General features: G+C 53.6%; 13 protein-coding genes. 8 read left to right on the top strand and 5 right to left on the bottom strand.

Going from position 1 to position 16,333, the window contains the following annotated elements:
- Positions 1 to 19 precede the first annotated feature (19 nt).
- From cydD to infA, 4 genes are all read left to right on the top strand, one after another.
- Positions 20 to 1,786, top strand: coding sequence for a heme ABC transporter permease/ATP-binding protein CydD (cydD, locus tag ABOC97_RS05270; protein WP_349594850.1), 1,767 nt, complete (start codon positions 20 to 22; stop codon positions 1,784 to 1,786).
- Entirely contained in the window at positions 1,787 to 3,508 is a 1,722-nt protein-coding gene (gene cydC, locus ABOC97_RS05265; RefSeq protein ID WP_349594848.1) for a heme ABC transporter ATP-binding protein/permease CydC, read from the top strand.
- Between the two features lie 40 nt (positions 3,509 to 3,548).
- Entirely contained in the window at positions 3,549 to 4,253 is a 705-nt protein-coding gene (aat, locus tag ABOC97_RS05260; RefSeq protein ID WP_349594844.1) for a leucyl/phenylalanyl-tRNA--protein transferase, read from the top strand.
- 284 nt (positions 4,254 to 4,537) lie between these two features.
- A complete protein-coding gene (gene infA / locus ABOC97_RS05255; protein WP_002211347.1) occupies positions 4,538 to 4,756 on the top strand; it encodes a translation initiation factor IF-1 in 219 nt (72 codons plus the stop codon).
- Between the two features lie 159 nt (positions 4,757 to 4,915).
- On the opposite strand, the gene clpA is transcribed toward infA, so the two are convergent.
- Positions 4,916 to 7,192: an ATP-dependent Clp protease ATP-binding subunit ClpA gene (gene clpA / locus ABOC97_RS05250; protein ID WP_234503735.1), complete on the bottom strand. Its 2,277-nt coding sequence runs from the start codon at positions 7,190 to 7,192 to the stop codon at positions 4,916 to 4,918.
- A 29-nt stretch (positions 7,193 to 7,221) separates the two neighbouring features.
- A complete protein-coding gene (gene clpS / locus ABOC97_RS05245; RefSeq protein ID WP_052284335.1) occupies positions 7,222 to 7,542 on the bottom strand; it encodes an ATP-dependent Clp protease adapter ClpS in 321 nt (106 codons plus the stop codon).
- 396 nt (positions 7,543 to 7,938) lie between these two features.
- Here clpS and cspD point away from each other — a divergent pair, with 396 nt between their 5' ends.
- Positions 7,939 to 8,166, top strand: coding sequence for a cold shock-like protein CspD (cspD, locus tag ABOC97_RS05240; RefSeq protein WP_052284334.1), 228 nt, complete (start codon positions 7,939 to 7,941; stop codon positions 8,164 to 8,166).
- A gap of 79 nt (positions 8,167 to 8,245) precedes the next feature.
- Here the strand turns inward: cspD and macB are convergent, their stop codons facing one another.
- Positions 8,246 to 10,186 carry a macrolide ABC transporter ATP-binding protein/permease MacB gene (gene macB / locus ABOC97_RS05235; protein ID WP_349594831.1) on the bottom strand — a complete coding sequence of 647 codons (1,941 nt, stop codon included), beginning with the start codon at positions 10,184 to 10,186 and terminating at the stop codon, positions 8,246 to 8,248.
- Entirely contained in the window at positions 10,183 to 11,298 is a 1,116-nt protein-coding gene (gene macA / locus ABOC97_RS05230) for a macrolide transporter subunit MacA (protein ID WP_349594828.1), read from the bottom strand. The genes macB and macA overlap by 4 nt, the downstream gene beginning before the upstream one ends.
- Positions 11,299 to 11,459: 161 nt before the next feature.
- On the opposite strand from macA, the gene ABOC97_RS05225 reads away from it, so the two are divergent.
- A complete protein-coding gene (locus tag ABOC97_RS05225) occupies positions 11,460 to 12,413 on the top strand; it encodes a VirK/YbjX family protein (RefSeq protein WP_349594825.1) in 954 nt (317 codons plus the stop codon).
- A gap of 185 nt (positions 12,414 to 12,598) precedes the next feature.
- Positions 12,599 to 13,555 carry a VirK/YbjX family protein gene (locus ABOC97_RS05220; protein ID WP_349594822.1) on the top strand — a complete coding sequence of 319 codons (957 nt, stop codon included), beginning with the start codon at positions 12,599 to 12,601 and terminating at the stop codon, positions 13,553 to 13,555.
- Here the strand turns inward: ABOC97_RS05220 and ABOC97_RS05215 are convergent.
- The gene (locus ABOC97_RS05215) at positions 13,552 to 15,210 is read right to left on the bottom strand and encodes an ATP-dependent endonuclease (RefSeq protein WP_349594819.1); all 1,659 of its coding nucleotides are present in this window, start codon (positions 15,208 to 15,210) and stop codon (positions 13,552 to 13,554) included. The two genes, ABOC97_RS05220 and ABOC97_RS05215, sit on opposite strands and share 4 nt — an antisense overlap.
- Before the next feature lie 373 nt (positions 15,211 to 15,583).
- Here ABOC97_RS05215 and aqpZ point away from each other — a divergent pair, with 373 nt between their 5' ends.
- Positions 15,584 to 16,276 carry an aquaporin Z gene (aqpZ, locus tag ABOC97_RS05210; RefSeq protein ID WP_234503727.1) on the top strand — a complete coding sequence of 231 codons (693 nt, stop codon included), beginning with the start codon at positions 15,584 to 15,586 and terminating at the stop codon, positions 16,274 to 16,276.
- The last annotated feature ends 57 nt before the right edge of the window (positions 16,277 to 16,333 follow it).

Here is a 16,333-nt window from a genome sequence, read left to right as displayed (position 1 = left end):
GCCACCTGCTAAGCGCCCAATGAATAAAAGTCGCCAACAAGAACTCACACGCTGGCTCAAACAGCAAAGCGTACTTTCACGCCGCTGGTTGATGATCTCCCGACTGCTCGGCTTCGTCAGCGGCGTCCTGATTATCGGTCAGGCCTGGATTCTGGCCCGTATTCTTCAACATATGATTATGGAGAATATCCCACGTGAAGCACTGCTGATGCCGTTTATCCAGCTGGTGCTGGTTTTTATCCTCCGTGCCTGGGTGGTGTGGTTACGCGAGCGCGTGGGCTTTCATGCTGGGCAACAAATCCGCTTTGAAATTCGCCGTCAGGTGCTGGACCGACTTCAGCAGGCGGGCCCGGCCTGGATTCAGGGTAAGCCTGCCGGGAGCTGGGCGACGCTTATCCTCGAACAAATTGACGACATGCACGATTACTACGCCCGCTATCTACCGCAGATGGCGCTGGCAGCATGTGTACCGCTATTAATCGTGGTCGCTATTTTCCCATCAAACTGGGTAGCTGCGCTTATCCTGCTGGCAACTGCGCCGCTGATCCCACTGTTTATGGCACTGGTCGGTATGGGCGCCGCTGATGCCAACCGACGTAACTTCCTCGCACTGGCGCGATTGAGCGGCCATTTCCTTGACCGTCTGCGCGGGATGGATACTCTGCGTATTTTTGGTCGCGGCGAAGCTGAAACAGAAAGCATACGTGAAGCGTCTCAGGATTTCCGTCAGCGGACCATGGAAGTGCTGCGTCTCGCCTTCCTCTCTTCCGGCGTGCTCGAATTCTTTACCTCACTCTCCATTGCGCTAGTCGCGGTTTACTTTGGTTTCTCCTATCTGGGTGAGCTGAATTTCGGCAGCTATGGTATGACGGTAACGCTCTTCTCCGGTTTCCTGGCGCTGATTCTGGCCCCTGAATTCTTCCAGCCGCTGCGTGATTTAGGCACCTTCTATCACGCCAAGGCGCAGGCCGTGGGCGCAGCCGACAGTCTGAAAACCTTCCTCGAAGCGCCGCTGGCGCAGCCGGAGCAAGGTGAACAGATTCTGGATACCAGCGAACCGGTGACGCTGCACGCTAAAGATCTGTTTATCACCTCGCCAGAAGGCAAAATGCTCGTCGGCCCGCTGAACTTTACCCTCAATGCCGGACAACGTGCGGTGCTGGTCGGGCAAAGCGGCTCGGGCAAAAGCTCATTGCTCAACGCGCTGGCCGGCTTTTTGCCCTACAGCGGTTCGTTGCAAGTGAACGGCGTCGAACTTCGCCATCTCCAGCCGGAAGGCTGGCATCGCATGATGAGCTGGGTGGGACAAAACCCGCAGCTTCCGGCCACTACGCTGCGCGAGAACGTGCTGCTGGGGAATCCGGATGCGAGTGAGGATCAACTCTTTAGCGCGTTGGAAAGAGCGTGGGTGAATGAGTTCCTACCACAGCTTCCTGACGGGGTCGACACCGCGGTTGGTGAACAGGCCGCTCGCTTATCCGTCGGCCAGGCACAACGTGTGGCGGTTGCACGTGCGCTGATCGCGCCGTGCCGTTTGCTGTTGCTTGATGAACCCGCCGCCAGTCTTGATGCCCATAGCGAGCAGCGTGTAATGCAGGCGCTGAGCGAAGCGTCCACCCAGCAAACCACGCTGATGGTAACTCACCAGCTTGAAGGGTTAATGGACTGGGACGTTATCTGGGTGATGGAGAACGGCCAGATTATTGAGCAGGGAACGTATCAACAGCTGGTTGATGCCAACGGCGTGTTCACCAGTCTGCTGGCTAATCGTCAGGAGGAGATTTAAATGCGCGCACTGTTACCTTATCTGGCGCTCTACAAACGTCATAAATGGCTGCTAAGCCTCGGCGTGATTCTGGCGATTGTCACCCTGTTAGCAAGCATTGGCTTACTGACGCTCTCCGGCTGGTTCCTGTCAGCCTCGGCGGTTGTTGGGTTTGCGGGTGCTTACAGTTTTAACTATATGCTGCCAGCGGCAGGCGTGCGTGGCGCGGCAATTATTCGTACCGCGGGCCGTTATTTTGAACGTCTGGTGAGTCATGATGCCACTTTCCGGGTGCTCGAGCATCTGCGCGTATTTACCTTCAGCAAACTGCTACCACTCTCCCCGGCCGGGCTCGCCCGTTTCCGTCAGGGCGAGCTGCTTAACCGCATGGTGGCAGACGTCGATACCCTCGATCACCTCTACCTGCGGGTGATTTCGCCGCTGATTGGTGCCCTGGTAGTGATTCTGGTGGTCACCGTCGGGCTGAGCGTACTGGACGTTACGTTAGCCCTCACGCTGGGCGGCATTATGCTGGCAACGTTGCTGATACTGCCGCCGTTGTTTTACCACGCCGGTAAACCGGCCGGTGAGCAACTCACCACGCTCCGCGGGCAATATCGCCAACAGTTAACCGGCTGGTTACAGGGCCAGGCTGAGCTGACGATTTTCAATGCCAGTCAGCGCTATCGTAAACAGCTAGAGCAGACCGAAGTAAACTGGCATGACGCCCAGCGTCGCCAGTCTGAACTCACCGCACTGTCTCAGGCAGTGATGTTGCTTATCGGCGGAGCTGCGGTGGTCGCCATGCTGTGGCTGGCCGCCGGCGGCGTTGGCGATAACATGCAGCCGGGCGCGCTGATTGCCCTGTTTGTCTTCTGTGCGCTAGCGGCCTTTGAGGCACTCGCCCCGGTGACCGGCGCATTCCAGCATTTGGGCCAGGTTATCGCTTCGGCGCTACGCGTTAGCCAGATTACGGAACAGCAGCCGGAAGTGACTTTCCCCACGCAAACAACCGTTCTGTCGCAGCAGGTGGCGCTAACGCTGGATCGGGTGTCATTCACCTATCCTGAACAGTCGCAACCCGCGCTGGATAATCTCTCGCTGAGCATTAACGCGGGCGAACATATTGCAATCCTCGGGCGCACCGGCTGCGGTAAATCGACGCTTTTACAGCTACTGACCCGCGCCTGGGATCCTCAGCAGGGCAGCATTAAGCTCAACGATATGCCGCTAAACAGCATTGACGAGCCAACCCTGCGCCGCACCATGAGCCTGGTCCCCCAGCGTGTACACCTGTTTAGTGCCACGTTGCGCGACAACTTGCTGTTGGCCAAGCCGGATGCCCGCGATGAGGTACTGAACGAAGTGCTGCGCCGCACGGGTCTCGAAAAACTGCTTGATGACGCAGGACTGAATGCCTGGCTGGGTGAAGGCGGTCGTCAGCTATCCGGTGGTGAATTACGCCGTCTGGGTATTGCTCGCGCATTACTGCACGATGCTCCGCTGATGATGCTGGATGAACCTACCGAAGGTTTGGACGCCACAACTGAGAGTCAAATCCTTGAATTATTGGCAGACGTGATGCGTGATAAAACCCTGCTGATGGTGACGCATCGCCTGCGCGGATTGGCGCGATTTAATCAGATTATTGTCATGGACAACGGGCAAATTATTGAGCAAGGTAATCATACAGAACTGCTGGCAAAACAAGGTCGTTACTACCAGTTTAAACAGCGTCTGTAGACTATGATTAGTTAACATTGTTTCGTGAGGTCATCGCGGCATGCGCCTTGTCCAGCTTTCCCGACACTCGATAGCATTTCCCTCCCCGGAGGGCGCATTACGCGAACCAAATGGACTTCTGGCCTTAGGGGGCGATCTCGCGCCTGCGCGCCTGCTGATGGCCTACCAGCGTGGGATTTTTCCGTGGTTTTCTCCGGGCGATCCCATTTTGTGGTGGTCGCCGGATCCGCGCGCCGTATTGTGGCCTGAACAGTTCCATCTCAGCCGCAGCATGAAACGGTTCCATAAAACCTCCCCTTACCGCGTCACGCTTAACTATGCCTTTAGCCAGGTCATTGACGGGTGCGCGCAGGATCGTCACGAAGGCACGTGGATTACCACCAGCATCAGCCAGGCGTACCATCGTTTACATGAACTCGGCCACGCGCACTCTATCGAAGTGTGGCAAGGCGATATCCTCGTAGGCGGCATGTACGGCGTTGCCATGGGCGAGCTGTTTTGCGGTGAGTCGATGTTCAGCCGCGCAGAGAACGCCTCTAAGACTGCGCTGTACGTCTTCTGTGAGGCATTTAGACAAGCTGGCGGTAAATTAATTGATTGCCAGGTGCTTAATAGCCATACCGCATCGCTGGGCGCCGTGGAAATTCCCCGCCGTGACTACCTGGAATACCTGGATAATCTGCGAATCGGGTCGCTTTCTGATAAATTCTGGGTGCCGCGCTGCCTGTTTTCAGCTGAAACGTAAATGTTTTCAGCACAATTTCCATCAGGATGATATAATTGCCGACGAGAGTCGCTTCTGCCTTTTGCCCCGCCGCCGTTTGGGAATCATTCGAGTCAGATAACGCCCACGTTTATCCTGCTGTTTCCGGCCTGGTTTGCGCCCATCACATGAGCATCTTGTGTGGTGAAAGGGTGATGCGCAAAAACGACTTTCGCCGATTAAGACGGACAATTCTTTACTTACTTGATGAACTTCGGCATTATCTTGCCGGTTCAAATTACGGTAGTGATACCCCAGAGGATTAGATGGCCAAAGAAGACAATATTGAAATGCAGGGTACCGTACTTGATACGTTACCTAATACCATGTTCCGCGTAGAACTGGAAAACGGACACGTGGTGACTGCACATATCTCCGGTAAAATGCGCAAAAACTATATCCGCATCCTGACGGGCGACAAAGTGACTGTTGAGCTGACCCCGTACGACCTGAGCAAAGGCCGCATTGTCTTCCGTAGTCGCTAATAACCGCAGATAATGAGCGTCTGGCGCAACGTATGCCGAGCGCTTTTTGCTGAATAATGCCTCGCTCAATGCGGGGCATTTTTTTGCCTGAATTCTAAGAATAAAAAAACCGGGCTTTTATTCGCCCGGTTTTTTATTTACATCACCAACATTGGCCGTTTAATGCGCCGCTTCCGGCTTGTGCTTCTGCGCACTCTGGAAGTCATAGGTCAGCTCGTTTTTCTCTTTATCGAGCGCCACCGTCACCTGGCCGCCGTCAACCAGCGAGCCGAACAGCAGTTCGTTGGCCAGCGGTTTCTTCAGGTTATCCTGAATCACGCGCGCCATTGGACGTGCGCCCATGGCCCGGTCGTAACCTTTCTCGGCCAGCCAATCGCGTGCTTCCTGGCTAACTTCCAGCGACACCCCTTTCTGATCCAGCTGTACCTGCAGCTCAACGATAAATTTATCCACCACCTGATGGATAACGTCGGTCGACAGATGATCGAACCAGATAATGTTGTCCAGACGGTTACGGAACTCTGGCGTGAAGATCTTTTTGATCTCTTCCATCGCGTCAGTGCTGTTGTCCTGATGGATAAGACCAATTGATTTACGCTCGGTTTCGCGCACGCCAGCGTTGGTGGTCATCACCAGCACCACGTTACGGAAATCAGCCTTACGCCCGTTGTTATCGGTCAGCGTGCCGTTGTCCATCACCTGCAGCAGCAGGTTGAAGACGTCCGGGTGCGCTTTCTCGATTTCGTCCAGCAGCAGCACTGCATGCGGATGCTTGATAACCGCATCGGTCAGCAAGCCGCCCTGATCAAAACCAACGTATCCCGGAGGCGCACCAATCAGGCGGCTCACCGTATGACGTTCCATATACTCGGACATATCGAAACGCAGCAGCTCAATGCCCATTGCTTTCGCCAGCTGAACGGTCACTTCCGTTTTACCTACCCCGGTTGGGCCAGCAAACAGGAATGAACCTACTGGACGATGATCATGGCCAAGACCGGCGCGGCTCATTTTGATGGCTTCAGTCAGCGCATCAATAGCTTTATCCTGCCCGAATACCAGCATTTTCAGACGGTTGCCGAGGTTTTTCAGCGTATCACGATCGCTCTGGGAGACGCTTTTCTCCGGAATACGCGCAATACGCGCGACCACGGATTCAATATCCGCCACGTTGATCGTTTTCTTACGCTTGCTCACCGGCATCAGACGCGCACGCGCACCTGCTTCATCGATCACGTCAATCGCTTTATCCGGCAGATGACGATCGTTGATGTATTTCACCGCCAGCTCAACCGCTGCACGCACCGCTTTTGCGGTATAGCGAACGTCATGGTGTGCTTCATACTTCGGTTTCAGGCCGTTCAGGATCTGCACGGTCTCTTCTACCGACGGCTCGGTGATATCAATTTTCTGGAAACGACGCGCCAGCGCCCTGTCCTTCTCAAAGATATTGCTGAATTCCTGATAAGTGGTCGAACCCATAACCCGAATTTTGCCGCTGGAAAGCAGCGGTTTAATCAGGTTAGCCGCATCAACCTGGCCACCGGACGCCGCACCCGCACCGATAATGGTGTGGATCTCGTCGATAAACAGAATACTGTTGGTATCCTGCTCCAGTTGTTTAAGCAGTGCTTTAAAGCGTTTTTCAAAATCACCGCGATATTTGGTTCCCGCCAGCAGCGAGCCAATATCCAGCGAGTAGATGGTGCAATCGGCCATGATCTCCGGCACGTCGCCACGAACGATACGCCATGCCAGACCTTCGGCAATCGCCGTTTTACCGACGCCGGACTCACCGACCAGCAGCGGGTTATTTTTGCGGCGACGGCACAGAACCTGAATAGTGCGCTCCAGCTCTTTGTCGCGGCCAATCAGTGGGTCAATTCCCCCGACGCGAGCAAGCTGATTAAGGTTGGTGGTGAAGTTTTCCATACGATCCTCCCCGCCTGCTTGCTCTTCGTTAGACTGCTGGGTTCCTGAATCGGAAGGCTGACTTGGCTCGTCTTTGCGCGTGCCATGAGAGATAAAGTTCACCACATCAAGGCGGCTCACTTCGTGTTTACGCAGAAGATACGCAGCCTGCGACTCCTGCTCGCTGAAAATCGCCACAAGGACGTTCGCACCGGTCACTTCACTACGCCCGGATGATTGGACGTGGAAGACCGCGCGTTGCAAAACACGCTGGAAGCTGAGCGTTGGCTGTGTTTCACGCTCTTCTTCACTGACCGGCAGTACCGGCGTGGTTTGTTCAATGAAGGCTTCGAGTTCCTGCCGCAGCGCCACCAAATCGACCGAACACGCTTCCAGCGCTTCGCGGGCGGATGGGTTGCTCAGCAGAGCCAGCAACAGATGCTCGACGGTCATAAACTCGTGACGGTGCTCGCGCGCTCTGGCGAAAGCCATGTTTAAACTGAGTTCCAGTTCTTGATTGAGCATTGGCACCTCCCCCAATTTTCATGCCTGTATCAGGCTTGTTCCAGCGTACACAACAATGGATGCTCGTTGTCCTTCGCGTACTGATTCACCATAGCCACTTTGGTCTCGGCGACTTCTGCCGTAAATACACCACAAATCGCTTTACCTTGATAGTGAACCGTTAGCATCAGTTGCGTTGCGCGTTCTACATCATAAGAAAAGAATTTTTGTAACACGTCAATAACAAACTCCATCGGAGTGTAATCATCATTGACCAATATCACTTTATACATCGACGGGGGTTTAAGCCCATCCTGAAGTTTGTCTGCCGTAAGCTGGTCGAAATCCAGCCAGTCTCTGGTCTTACTCATTGTCAGTCATCATCGTCGGTGTCATCTATTGCTGCTGACGAGCCTGATTACACGCTGGGATTGCGGATGATTAGCGGGACTTGTAAAACATTTCCCACCCGCCACGTTGCTCCCCATTACTGCGTATACAGGTCCTGAATTTACTGTAGATCATAGATAGCTATCACCTATAGTTGCCATTCGCGAACTCTGTCACATTCCCGTCAATAGCGTTAACTGCTTCAAATTTTGATGCATTTTCCGCCTATCGCCCCCCTCAAACGCTTGACGCACTGTGCGAAATATCTAAATTGTACAGGCGAGAGTTGGTGAGGTTTTATACAAGTCCTGACTCCACCACCGGTTCATTCCATCTACTTATTAAACGTATAATAGAATTACGAAGGATGTCGAAGTATGGAAATGGGTACTGTTAAGTGGTTCAACAATGCTAAAGGGTTCGGTTTTATTTGCCCGGAAGGCGGTGGCGAGGACATCTTCGCCCATTACTCCACCATCCAGATGGATGGGTACAGAACATTAAAAGCCGGGCAGTCCGTCCACTTTGATGTCCACGAGGGGCCGAAAGGCAATCACGCAAGCGTCATTATTCCCGTGGAAGCACAAGCAGAAACGGTCGCCTAGTTTACTGCCCCATTGTGTACATCCCGCTATCAAAATGCCAGCCCTTCTGACTGGCATTTTTTCATTTCTTTTGATGCGATTACTCTCGCGCCAGCGCATCCACCGGATCAAGCCGCGCCGCGTTCCGCGCCGGCAGCCAACCAAATAACACGCCCGTTAACGTTGAACAAATAAACGCCGTCAACAGTGCCAGCGGCGAGAAACCAATCTCCCAGCCCGGCAGCACCAGTTGCAACAGTAGCGCAATCATTAACGACAGCGTCACGCCTATCGCACCGCCCACCAGACAGACGAGGACAGCCTCGATCAAAAACTGTTGCAGTACATTGCTTGCCCGCGCGCCAACCGCCATGCGGATACCAATTTCTCGCGTCCGCTCGGTGACAGATACCAGCATAATATTCATTACGCCAATTCCGCCAACCACCAACGAGATCACCGCCACCAGCGTTAAGAACAGCTGTAATGTATGTGTGGTGCGTTCCGCCGTTTTCAAGACGCTGTCCATGTTCCAGACAAAGAAATCTTTTTTGCCGTGACGCAGGCTCAGGAGCCGGGTCAGCTGCTGCTCGGCAACGTCGCTGTCGTAGCCCTCTTTGACCCTGACGGTAATTGAGTTCAGCCACGACTGGCCCATCACGCGCCCGGACATGGTGGAGTATGGCAACCAGACGCGAAGCACTTTACTGCTGCCAAACATCGACTGTTTCTCATCCGCCACGCCAATCACGGTCGCTGGCGTATTGCCCACCAGGATGACTTCCCCTATCACGCTGGCTTTGTTGGGGAACAGCTGGCGACGGGTGTTGCTATCAAGCACCACCACCTGCGAGCGTTCCGCCGCCTGCACGTCATTGAAGGTGTTCCCCTCGCTGAAGGTCATGCCGTAGACGTTAAAATATTGCTGACCAATGCCCTGTACGCTGGCAGCGACGTCAATATTGCCCGCGCGTATCCGCAGATTTTTCGATACCGATGGTGTTACCGAACTGACCCATGACTGCTTTTCAATCGCCAGAAGGTCATCATATTTCAGCGACTGCTGATATTGGGGATCGTCATCACCAAAATCTTTGCCGGGATAAACATCAATAGTATTGGTGCCTATAGCGCGAATATCCGCCAGCACCATCTGTTTAGCCGCATCGCCCACCACCACAATCGAGACCACGGAAGCGATACCGATGATAATCCCGAGCATGGTGAGCAGCGTGCGCATCTTGTTTGCCACCATCGCCCGCCAAGCCATCGACAGCGCTTCACGGAAACTGTTACTGAACTGCCGCCAGCCGGACACGTTATGGAACACCGGGGTTCGCGCCGCCACGCGATTTTCCCGCGCTGGGGGATTACGAATAATTTCGCCATCACGAATTTCAATCACCCGCTCAGCCTGAGCGGCCACCAGCGGATCGTGGGTGACGATGATAATGGTATGGCCCTGCTCTTTAAGCTGATGGAGAATTGCCATCACCTCTTCGCCGGAATGGCTGTCCAGCGCACCGGTCGGTTCATCCGCCAGAATCACCTGACCGCCGTTCATCAGCGCACGCGCAATACTGACTCGCTGCTGCTGGCCGCCGGAAAGCTGAGACGGAGCGTAGTCAACTCGGTCCTGCATCCCCAGACGCTGTAACAACTGCTTCGCCCTTTCCAGCCGGGCTTTGCGTTCCATGCCAGCATACACCGCCGGAACTTCAACGTTTTGCGCCGCTGTCAGGTGCGACAGCAGGTGGTAACGCTGGAAGATAAAACCAAAATGCTCGCGCCGCAGTTCAGCCAATGCGTCGCCATCAAGCGTCGCCACATCCGTTCCTGCCACCCGATAGGTGCCACTGGTGGGTTTATCCAGACAGCCCAGGATGTTCATCAGAGTTGATTTTCCCGAACCTGATGCCCCGACAATCGCCACCATCTCCCCGGCGTTTATCTGCAGCGAGATCCCCTTAAGCACCTCTACGCTGCCATCGCCAGAGGGGTAGCTGCGCCGAATATCCGTCAGTTCAAGCAATGCGGTCATTTTGCCGCCCCGGCTTTACCCTCACCGGTAATGACCTCATCGCCCTCTTCCAGCCCTTTGGCGATTTCCACATCGGTATCGTTACGCGCGCCAATGACCACTTCACGCGTCTTCACCTCACCGTTTCGCAACAGCCGCACGTTATAGCGATTGTCGCCAACGCTATCGCCAAGCGCCGACAGCGGGATGGTCAACACATCGCTCACGCCGTTAAGCTGAATATGGACCTGCGCCGTCATCTCCAGTCGCAGTACGCCTTGCGGGTTTGGGACTTCAAAACGTGCATAGTAGAAGATGGCGTCGTTAACTTTCTCCGGCGTCGGCAGAATATCCTTCAGCGTGCCTTCATAGCGGGTTAGCGGATCGCCCAATACGGTAAACCAGGCCTTTTGCCCAGGTTTGAGGAGAATGACATCGGCTTCCGAAACCTGCGCTTTCACCAGCATGGTACTGAGATCCGCAAGGGTCAGAATATTTGGTGCCTGCTGGGCGGCGATAACCGTTTGCCCTTGCAGGGTAGTAATTTGCGTCACTTCGCCACGCATCGGCGCCACAATACGGGTGTAATCGAGGTTGGTTTTAGCCGTATCAAGAGATGCCTGATTGCGCTTTATCTGTGCGTCAATAGTGCCAATCTGCGCCTTTTTAACCGCCATTTCGGTCGCAGCGGTATCCAAATCCTGGCGCGAAACCGCCTGCGTTTTCGCTAACTGCTGCTGACGGGAGTAAGTGACGGTGGCCAATTTCCATTCGGCATCGGCCTGCTGACGCTGCGCGTTCAGCTCCATTAACGTGGCTTCAACTTCTTTAATTTGGTTTTGTGCCTGTTCGGGATCGATAACCCCCAGCAGCTGATCTTTTACGACTTTATCGCCGATATTCACCGACAGCGTTTTGAGCTGGCCGCTCACCTGCGCCCCCACATCGACTTTACGCAATGCATCAAGCTTACCGGTGGCTAGTACGCTCTGTTCAAGGGAGCCTTTGCGCACAATTAACGTCTGATAATTAGGCAACGGCGCATTCAGCGTTTTCCAGAGCGCAATCGCCGCAACAATGAGAACGATAATGGCGACAGCGTACCGTTTTTTAAATTTTCCCTTGAGGTTCATAAAAATCCTAAATTTCTGAGTCACTCGACAGAATGTAAACGCAAACTTCAACGTGAGTTAAACAAACTGCGAAAAGTGGTAGCCAACGGCGGCGTAGTGTTAATTGATTCATTTCGTCAATGCTAAAATCAGCGCCAAAACGTACTTCTGGATAGTAAACCATGTCTCAGCTCAGCGAAAATTCATTCGAATCCTCCCAGCCACCTTCCGCATTTGGCCTCTTTTTTAGCCTGTTTAGCGGCCAATGGCGACCAGGTGAATTCTGGAATCAACGTAGTTTCCGTCGCAAATTTATGCTGCGTTCCTTGCTGATGCCACGTTTAAGCCGTGAGTGGATGGGCGAACTGTCTCAATGGTCAAATTTGAATATTCTGCTGGCACGACAGCCTCGCCTGCCGGTTCGCCTTCATCGCCCGTATCTGGCGGTGAATTTTAACCGTCATCAGGTGCTGGAAGCGCTGCGTTATCACTATACGCTGTTGTCTGAGGTCATGTCCTCAGAAGAGTCGGCGACCTACCTGAATACACAGGCTTTACCGCTAGCGAACGTTGAAGGTAAAAATGGCGACATGTTTACCTTTGAACTGACTATGCAGGTCAATCTGGATAAAGAAGGCGATAGTACGATCCTGATGCGTAATAGCGATGGCGATGTGTTAGCAGAGATGACCTTTAGCATTATTGCCTATGAAAATAAGCGCACGCTGTTTATCGGTGGGCTGCAGGGCGGTAAACGCGACCTGCCGCATGAGGCCATTCAAAACGCCACTAAATCCTGCCACGGCCTATTCCCAAAACGTCTGGTGATGGAAGCCGTATGCCGATTTGCTGAACGTCTACAGGTTGAACAAATTCTCGCCGTCAGCAACGAAGTCCATATTTTCCGCGGTGAACGTTACCAGGATAAGAATAAAAAAATACTGTCTGATTACGATACATTCTGGGCGGCCGTTGGCGGCGAATGCGACAAGCAGGGTTATTTCCATATCCCTATCCAAATCGCGCGTAAGGATGAGTCAGAAATTGCCAGTAAAAAACGCGCCGAGTACCGCCGCCGTTATCTGCTGCTGGATGAAATTCAGACGCAAATGTCGGGTCTGTTCGGGGCGCGATAAATCTGTTTATGCGCCGGGCAATCGGCGCATAAAAAACAGACAAAAAAGTTAATGATAAAACCTAAACCATTCATCAACAAAATAAATTCTCCACACTTTCTCCATAATCTTTGCATTTGTTGAAATATCGTTGAACATTCCGTTGATTAAATAGGCAAAACCTTCATTGTAATGAGATTTTTCCTATGTCTAGCGTTGCCGAGCTTCCACTTTCTTCCTCACCACAACCTGAGTCGAGCTGGCAGCTTTTTAGACTGCTGACAACCGGCGCGTTAACGCCAGGACGGGCCTGGAAGAATCCTGCATATCGCCGCAAGTTCCTGCTGCGTACGCTTGGCGCCCCGCGCATGACCGGCAAACTGCTGGAAAGCCTGACCAAACAGCCGCAGCTGATGCAAATTCTCAATGTTCAGCCCGGTCTACCTTGCCGACTGCACCGCCCATGGCTATCAACGCACATGAGTCCTCAGCAAACTATCGATGCTTTGTGCTGCCACTATCAGCAGATGCTCGACAAGCTTCCAGATAGCATTGCCAGTAGCTATCTGTCAGCCAATGGCGCGCTGCTAACAACTATCGAAGGAAAAGAAGGCCAGCGCTATAGCATTTACTTAGGCGCCGACGCCATGCTGGATAAAGAAGGTGAAGCCACGCTGACGTTCCGCGATGAAGACAATACCGTCCTGGCCGAGCTGACTTTCACGCTGTGCCAGTACAATGGCGTGAGCACTTTCTTTATTGGTGGATTGCAGGGTGCGAAAGCCGATGTTCCCCATCAGTTGATACAGGTAGCAACCAAAGCGTGCCACGGCCTGTTTCCAAAGCGTCTGGTGGTGGATGCGTTGCTTACGCTGGGCACACAGCTTTCGGTGGAACATGTCCGTGCCGTGAGTAACGAAACCCATATCTATCGCAGCCTGCGCTATCGCCGCAAAAAACGCGACAAGCTGCATGCGGATTACAATAGTTTCTGGGAATCGTTGAGTGCGACGGTCGATGCCGAAGGGGATTACGTGCTGCCATTAGCGCTGCCGCGTAAAACAATGGAAGAAATTGCCAGTAAGAAACGCGCGGAGTATCGCCGTCGCTATGAGCTGCTGGATAGCCTCCAGCAGCAGATTGCCTTAACCGTCCAGCGTTAATCCGCCTTCCCGCGTGCCAGCCAGACCACGCGGGAAAACATCTTCTTCAGCAGCGGCGGCACGGCCTCAATACCGCGCCGCCCCGCTTCCATCGCCACTTCAATCGCTAAATCCGGCTTCGATGACCGATGTATCGCTTTGGTGATCACCCGACGCATGTTCATCGGTATATTTTCCGGCAGCTGTGCAACGCGATGATAAACATTTGAAAAACCCTGCTTATACATGAAGTGTTCCATGTCCAGAGCAGGCAGCGTGGTCAAATGATGGCGCTCCAGTTCCCGGTCGTTATTGAGCACCCCGCGTACGGTCGCGGCATATTTTTTCCCCGCTTCATCGCCGTCAACCAGTACGTGCCATTCAATCCCCATACGGCGAGCAAACTTGATAAGCGGCTTCAGGCCTGATTGAGCGAACTCAATAACCTTAATCCCCTCGGCATCAAAATGGTGGCCGCATTGACGAGCCAGTTCGTTGATAACCCAGGTTTCCGTCTCGCCCTCAACCAGCAGCCAGCAGCGGGCAAACAGCGAAGAGGCGCGATTAAAGCGAATATGAAAAGAAATACGTCGACTGTCCTCGGCACTCATCCCTTCCGGACCCAGTCGCCAGGCCGCCACGCGGGATGACTCACGCACCAGGCGGCAGACATTTTGCATCGGCGTCAACGACAGCAGCTCGCCGGAATTGGTGGTGGCAATGCGCTGTAGCGGCATCAGATTGAGCAGGCTCCACGCCACCGACAGCATAATCGGATGCAGACGTGTTTCCGGGTCCTCCACCAGCAGCAGCGGACGGGCATCTTTATCCAGCCTGACCGTCCCTTTCGCCTGCAAAAGCGTCGAGAACATCCCCAACAGGATCACCCGATGAGTGCGAGCTCCGGGTTTATCAATCATGCGATTGATCAGATCCAGATAGCGCCAGCTGCGCTGTTCATCATGCGAGCGACGACGCATTAAACGCTGGATCGCCGGGCCGGAACCTTGTTCGGAAAAGTAGTGTTCCAGCAGTTGTCCCATCGCCGCCAGCCCTTGACGAATTTGCCCGTCGCTGAGATTTTGCGGGCTAGTCACCAATTCACGGGAGAGAAAATCGAGCTGGCGGGCGGTGATTTCAACATCCGGCACATTAGGCACCGTCCCGTTGCGAATTCGCCGCATAAAACGGGCGTCACGCAGGCGCAGCACCGGCATCAGCCGAATCAGCTCCCGCACTTTGGCATCAATATCATCAAGCTCCAGCGCCTGGCCATCGCTATCGATAAAGCTGCGCAGGGTTAGCACGCTGCCGTCGGCGGCTAGCTCGCCTTCGAGACGATAAAAAATGCGTTGATAGCCATCATTGCAAAGCGTCCAGCAGTCAGATAGACCGCGATAGCGACGCCCGCGGTAGCGACCGGGTTCATTTTCACGGAAGGTCAGAATGATATGAAGATGGTGCTCCCGCCCTTCAATATCACCAGGCGGAAACCAGAAATCGGAATGTACAAAATGGTACAGCCCCTCGTGTGGAGAGAGCAGCAGCGTTAACGCGTCCAGCAGGCTTGATTTACCCCATGCGTTCTCGCCGATTAAGACGTTATTCTCTTCCAGCATTAACGATAAACGGTTAATGCCGCGAAACCCGGCAATCTCGGTGCGCTCAAGAAGCATAAATCCTCCGTAACACGATAGCGGTCATCCTGCTTTATCGGCAGTATAGCGGCATGCGCTGTGGTTGACATCCGCCCTCTAGCCCGGATCCGGACCGTATGTTGATTTATTAACCATTAAGTGTAATAAAGTGCGCTCCTTGTCACCCTGACCCGATTATTCCGAAAATATTGCACTACACTCTAATTCGAAGAATAAATTGTTTAAGGAATGACACCGCATTGTTTTGCATCAAAGTTCACGTATTTATTTAACTGGTTAAGGGATGACGTTAGTTTTTAAAATAACGCGGACTATGCCTACCCCCATTTTCGGTAGGTATAATTTCTGTCGTCATCCTTTGTGACGATAATATTTTTGATTCGAGGTGGTTATGTTTAGAAAATTGGCTGCAGAATGCTTCGGCACCTTCTGGCTGGTATTTGGTGGTTGCGGTAGCGCCGTTTTGGCTGCAGCATTCCCGGAATTAGGGATTGGCTTTGCGGGCGTCGCGCTGGCGTTCGGTTTAACCGTTCTCACCATGGCTTATGCTGTGGGACACATTTCTGGCGGTCATTTTAACCCTGCTGTCACTCTGGGCCTGTGGGCCGGCGGTCGTTTCCCGGCTAAAGAAGTCATTGGCTATATTATTGCCCAGGTTGTCGGCGGTATTATTGCAGCGGCTATTTTGTACCTCGTTGCCAGCGGTAAAGCAGGCTTTGACGCGGCGGCTAGCGGTTTTGCGTCTAACGGCTATGGCGAACACTCACCGGGCGGCTTCTCTATGCTTTCCGCTATCGTGATTGAAATCGTCCTGACCTGTGGCTTCCTGATTGTTATTCATGGTGCGACCGATAAAAACGCACCGGCTGGTTTCGCCCCGATTGCTATCGGCCTGGCGCTGACCCTGATTCACCTGATCAGCATTCCAGTCACTAACACCTCCGTTAACCCAGCGCGTAGTACTGCGGTAGCTATCTTCCAGGGCGGTTGGGCACTGGATCAACTTTGGCTGTTCTGGGTCATGCCAATTATCGGCGGTATCCTGGGTGGTCTGATTTATCGCACCCTGCTGGAAAAGAAATAACGAACATCTGATTCATGTCGCCCTGACCTGCCATCGCAAGGCCAGGGCGGACAACAC

The organism is Kluyvera huaxiensis (assembly GCF_040149365.1).
Taxonomy (GTDB): Bacteria; Pseudomonadota; Gammaproteobacteria; order Enterobacterales; family Enterobacteriaceae; genus Kluyvera; species Kluyvera intermedia_A.
Note: the sequence above shows the minus strand (reverse complement) of the source record. Positions and strands in the feature narration are given on the sequence as shown.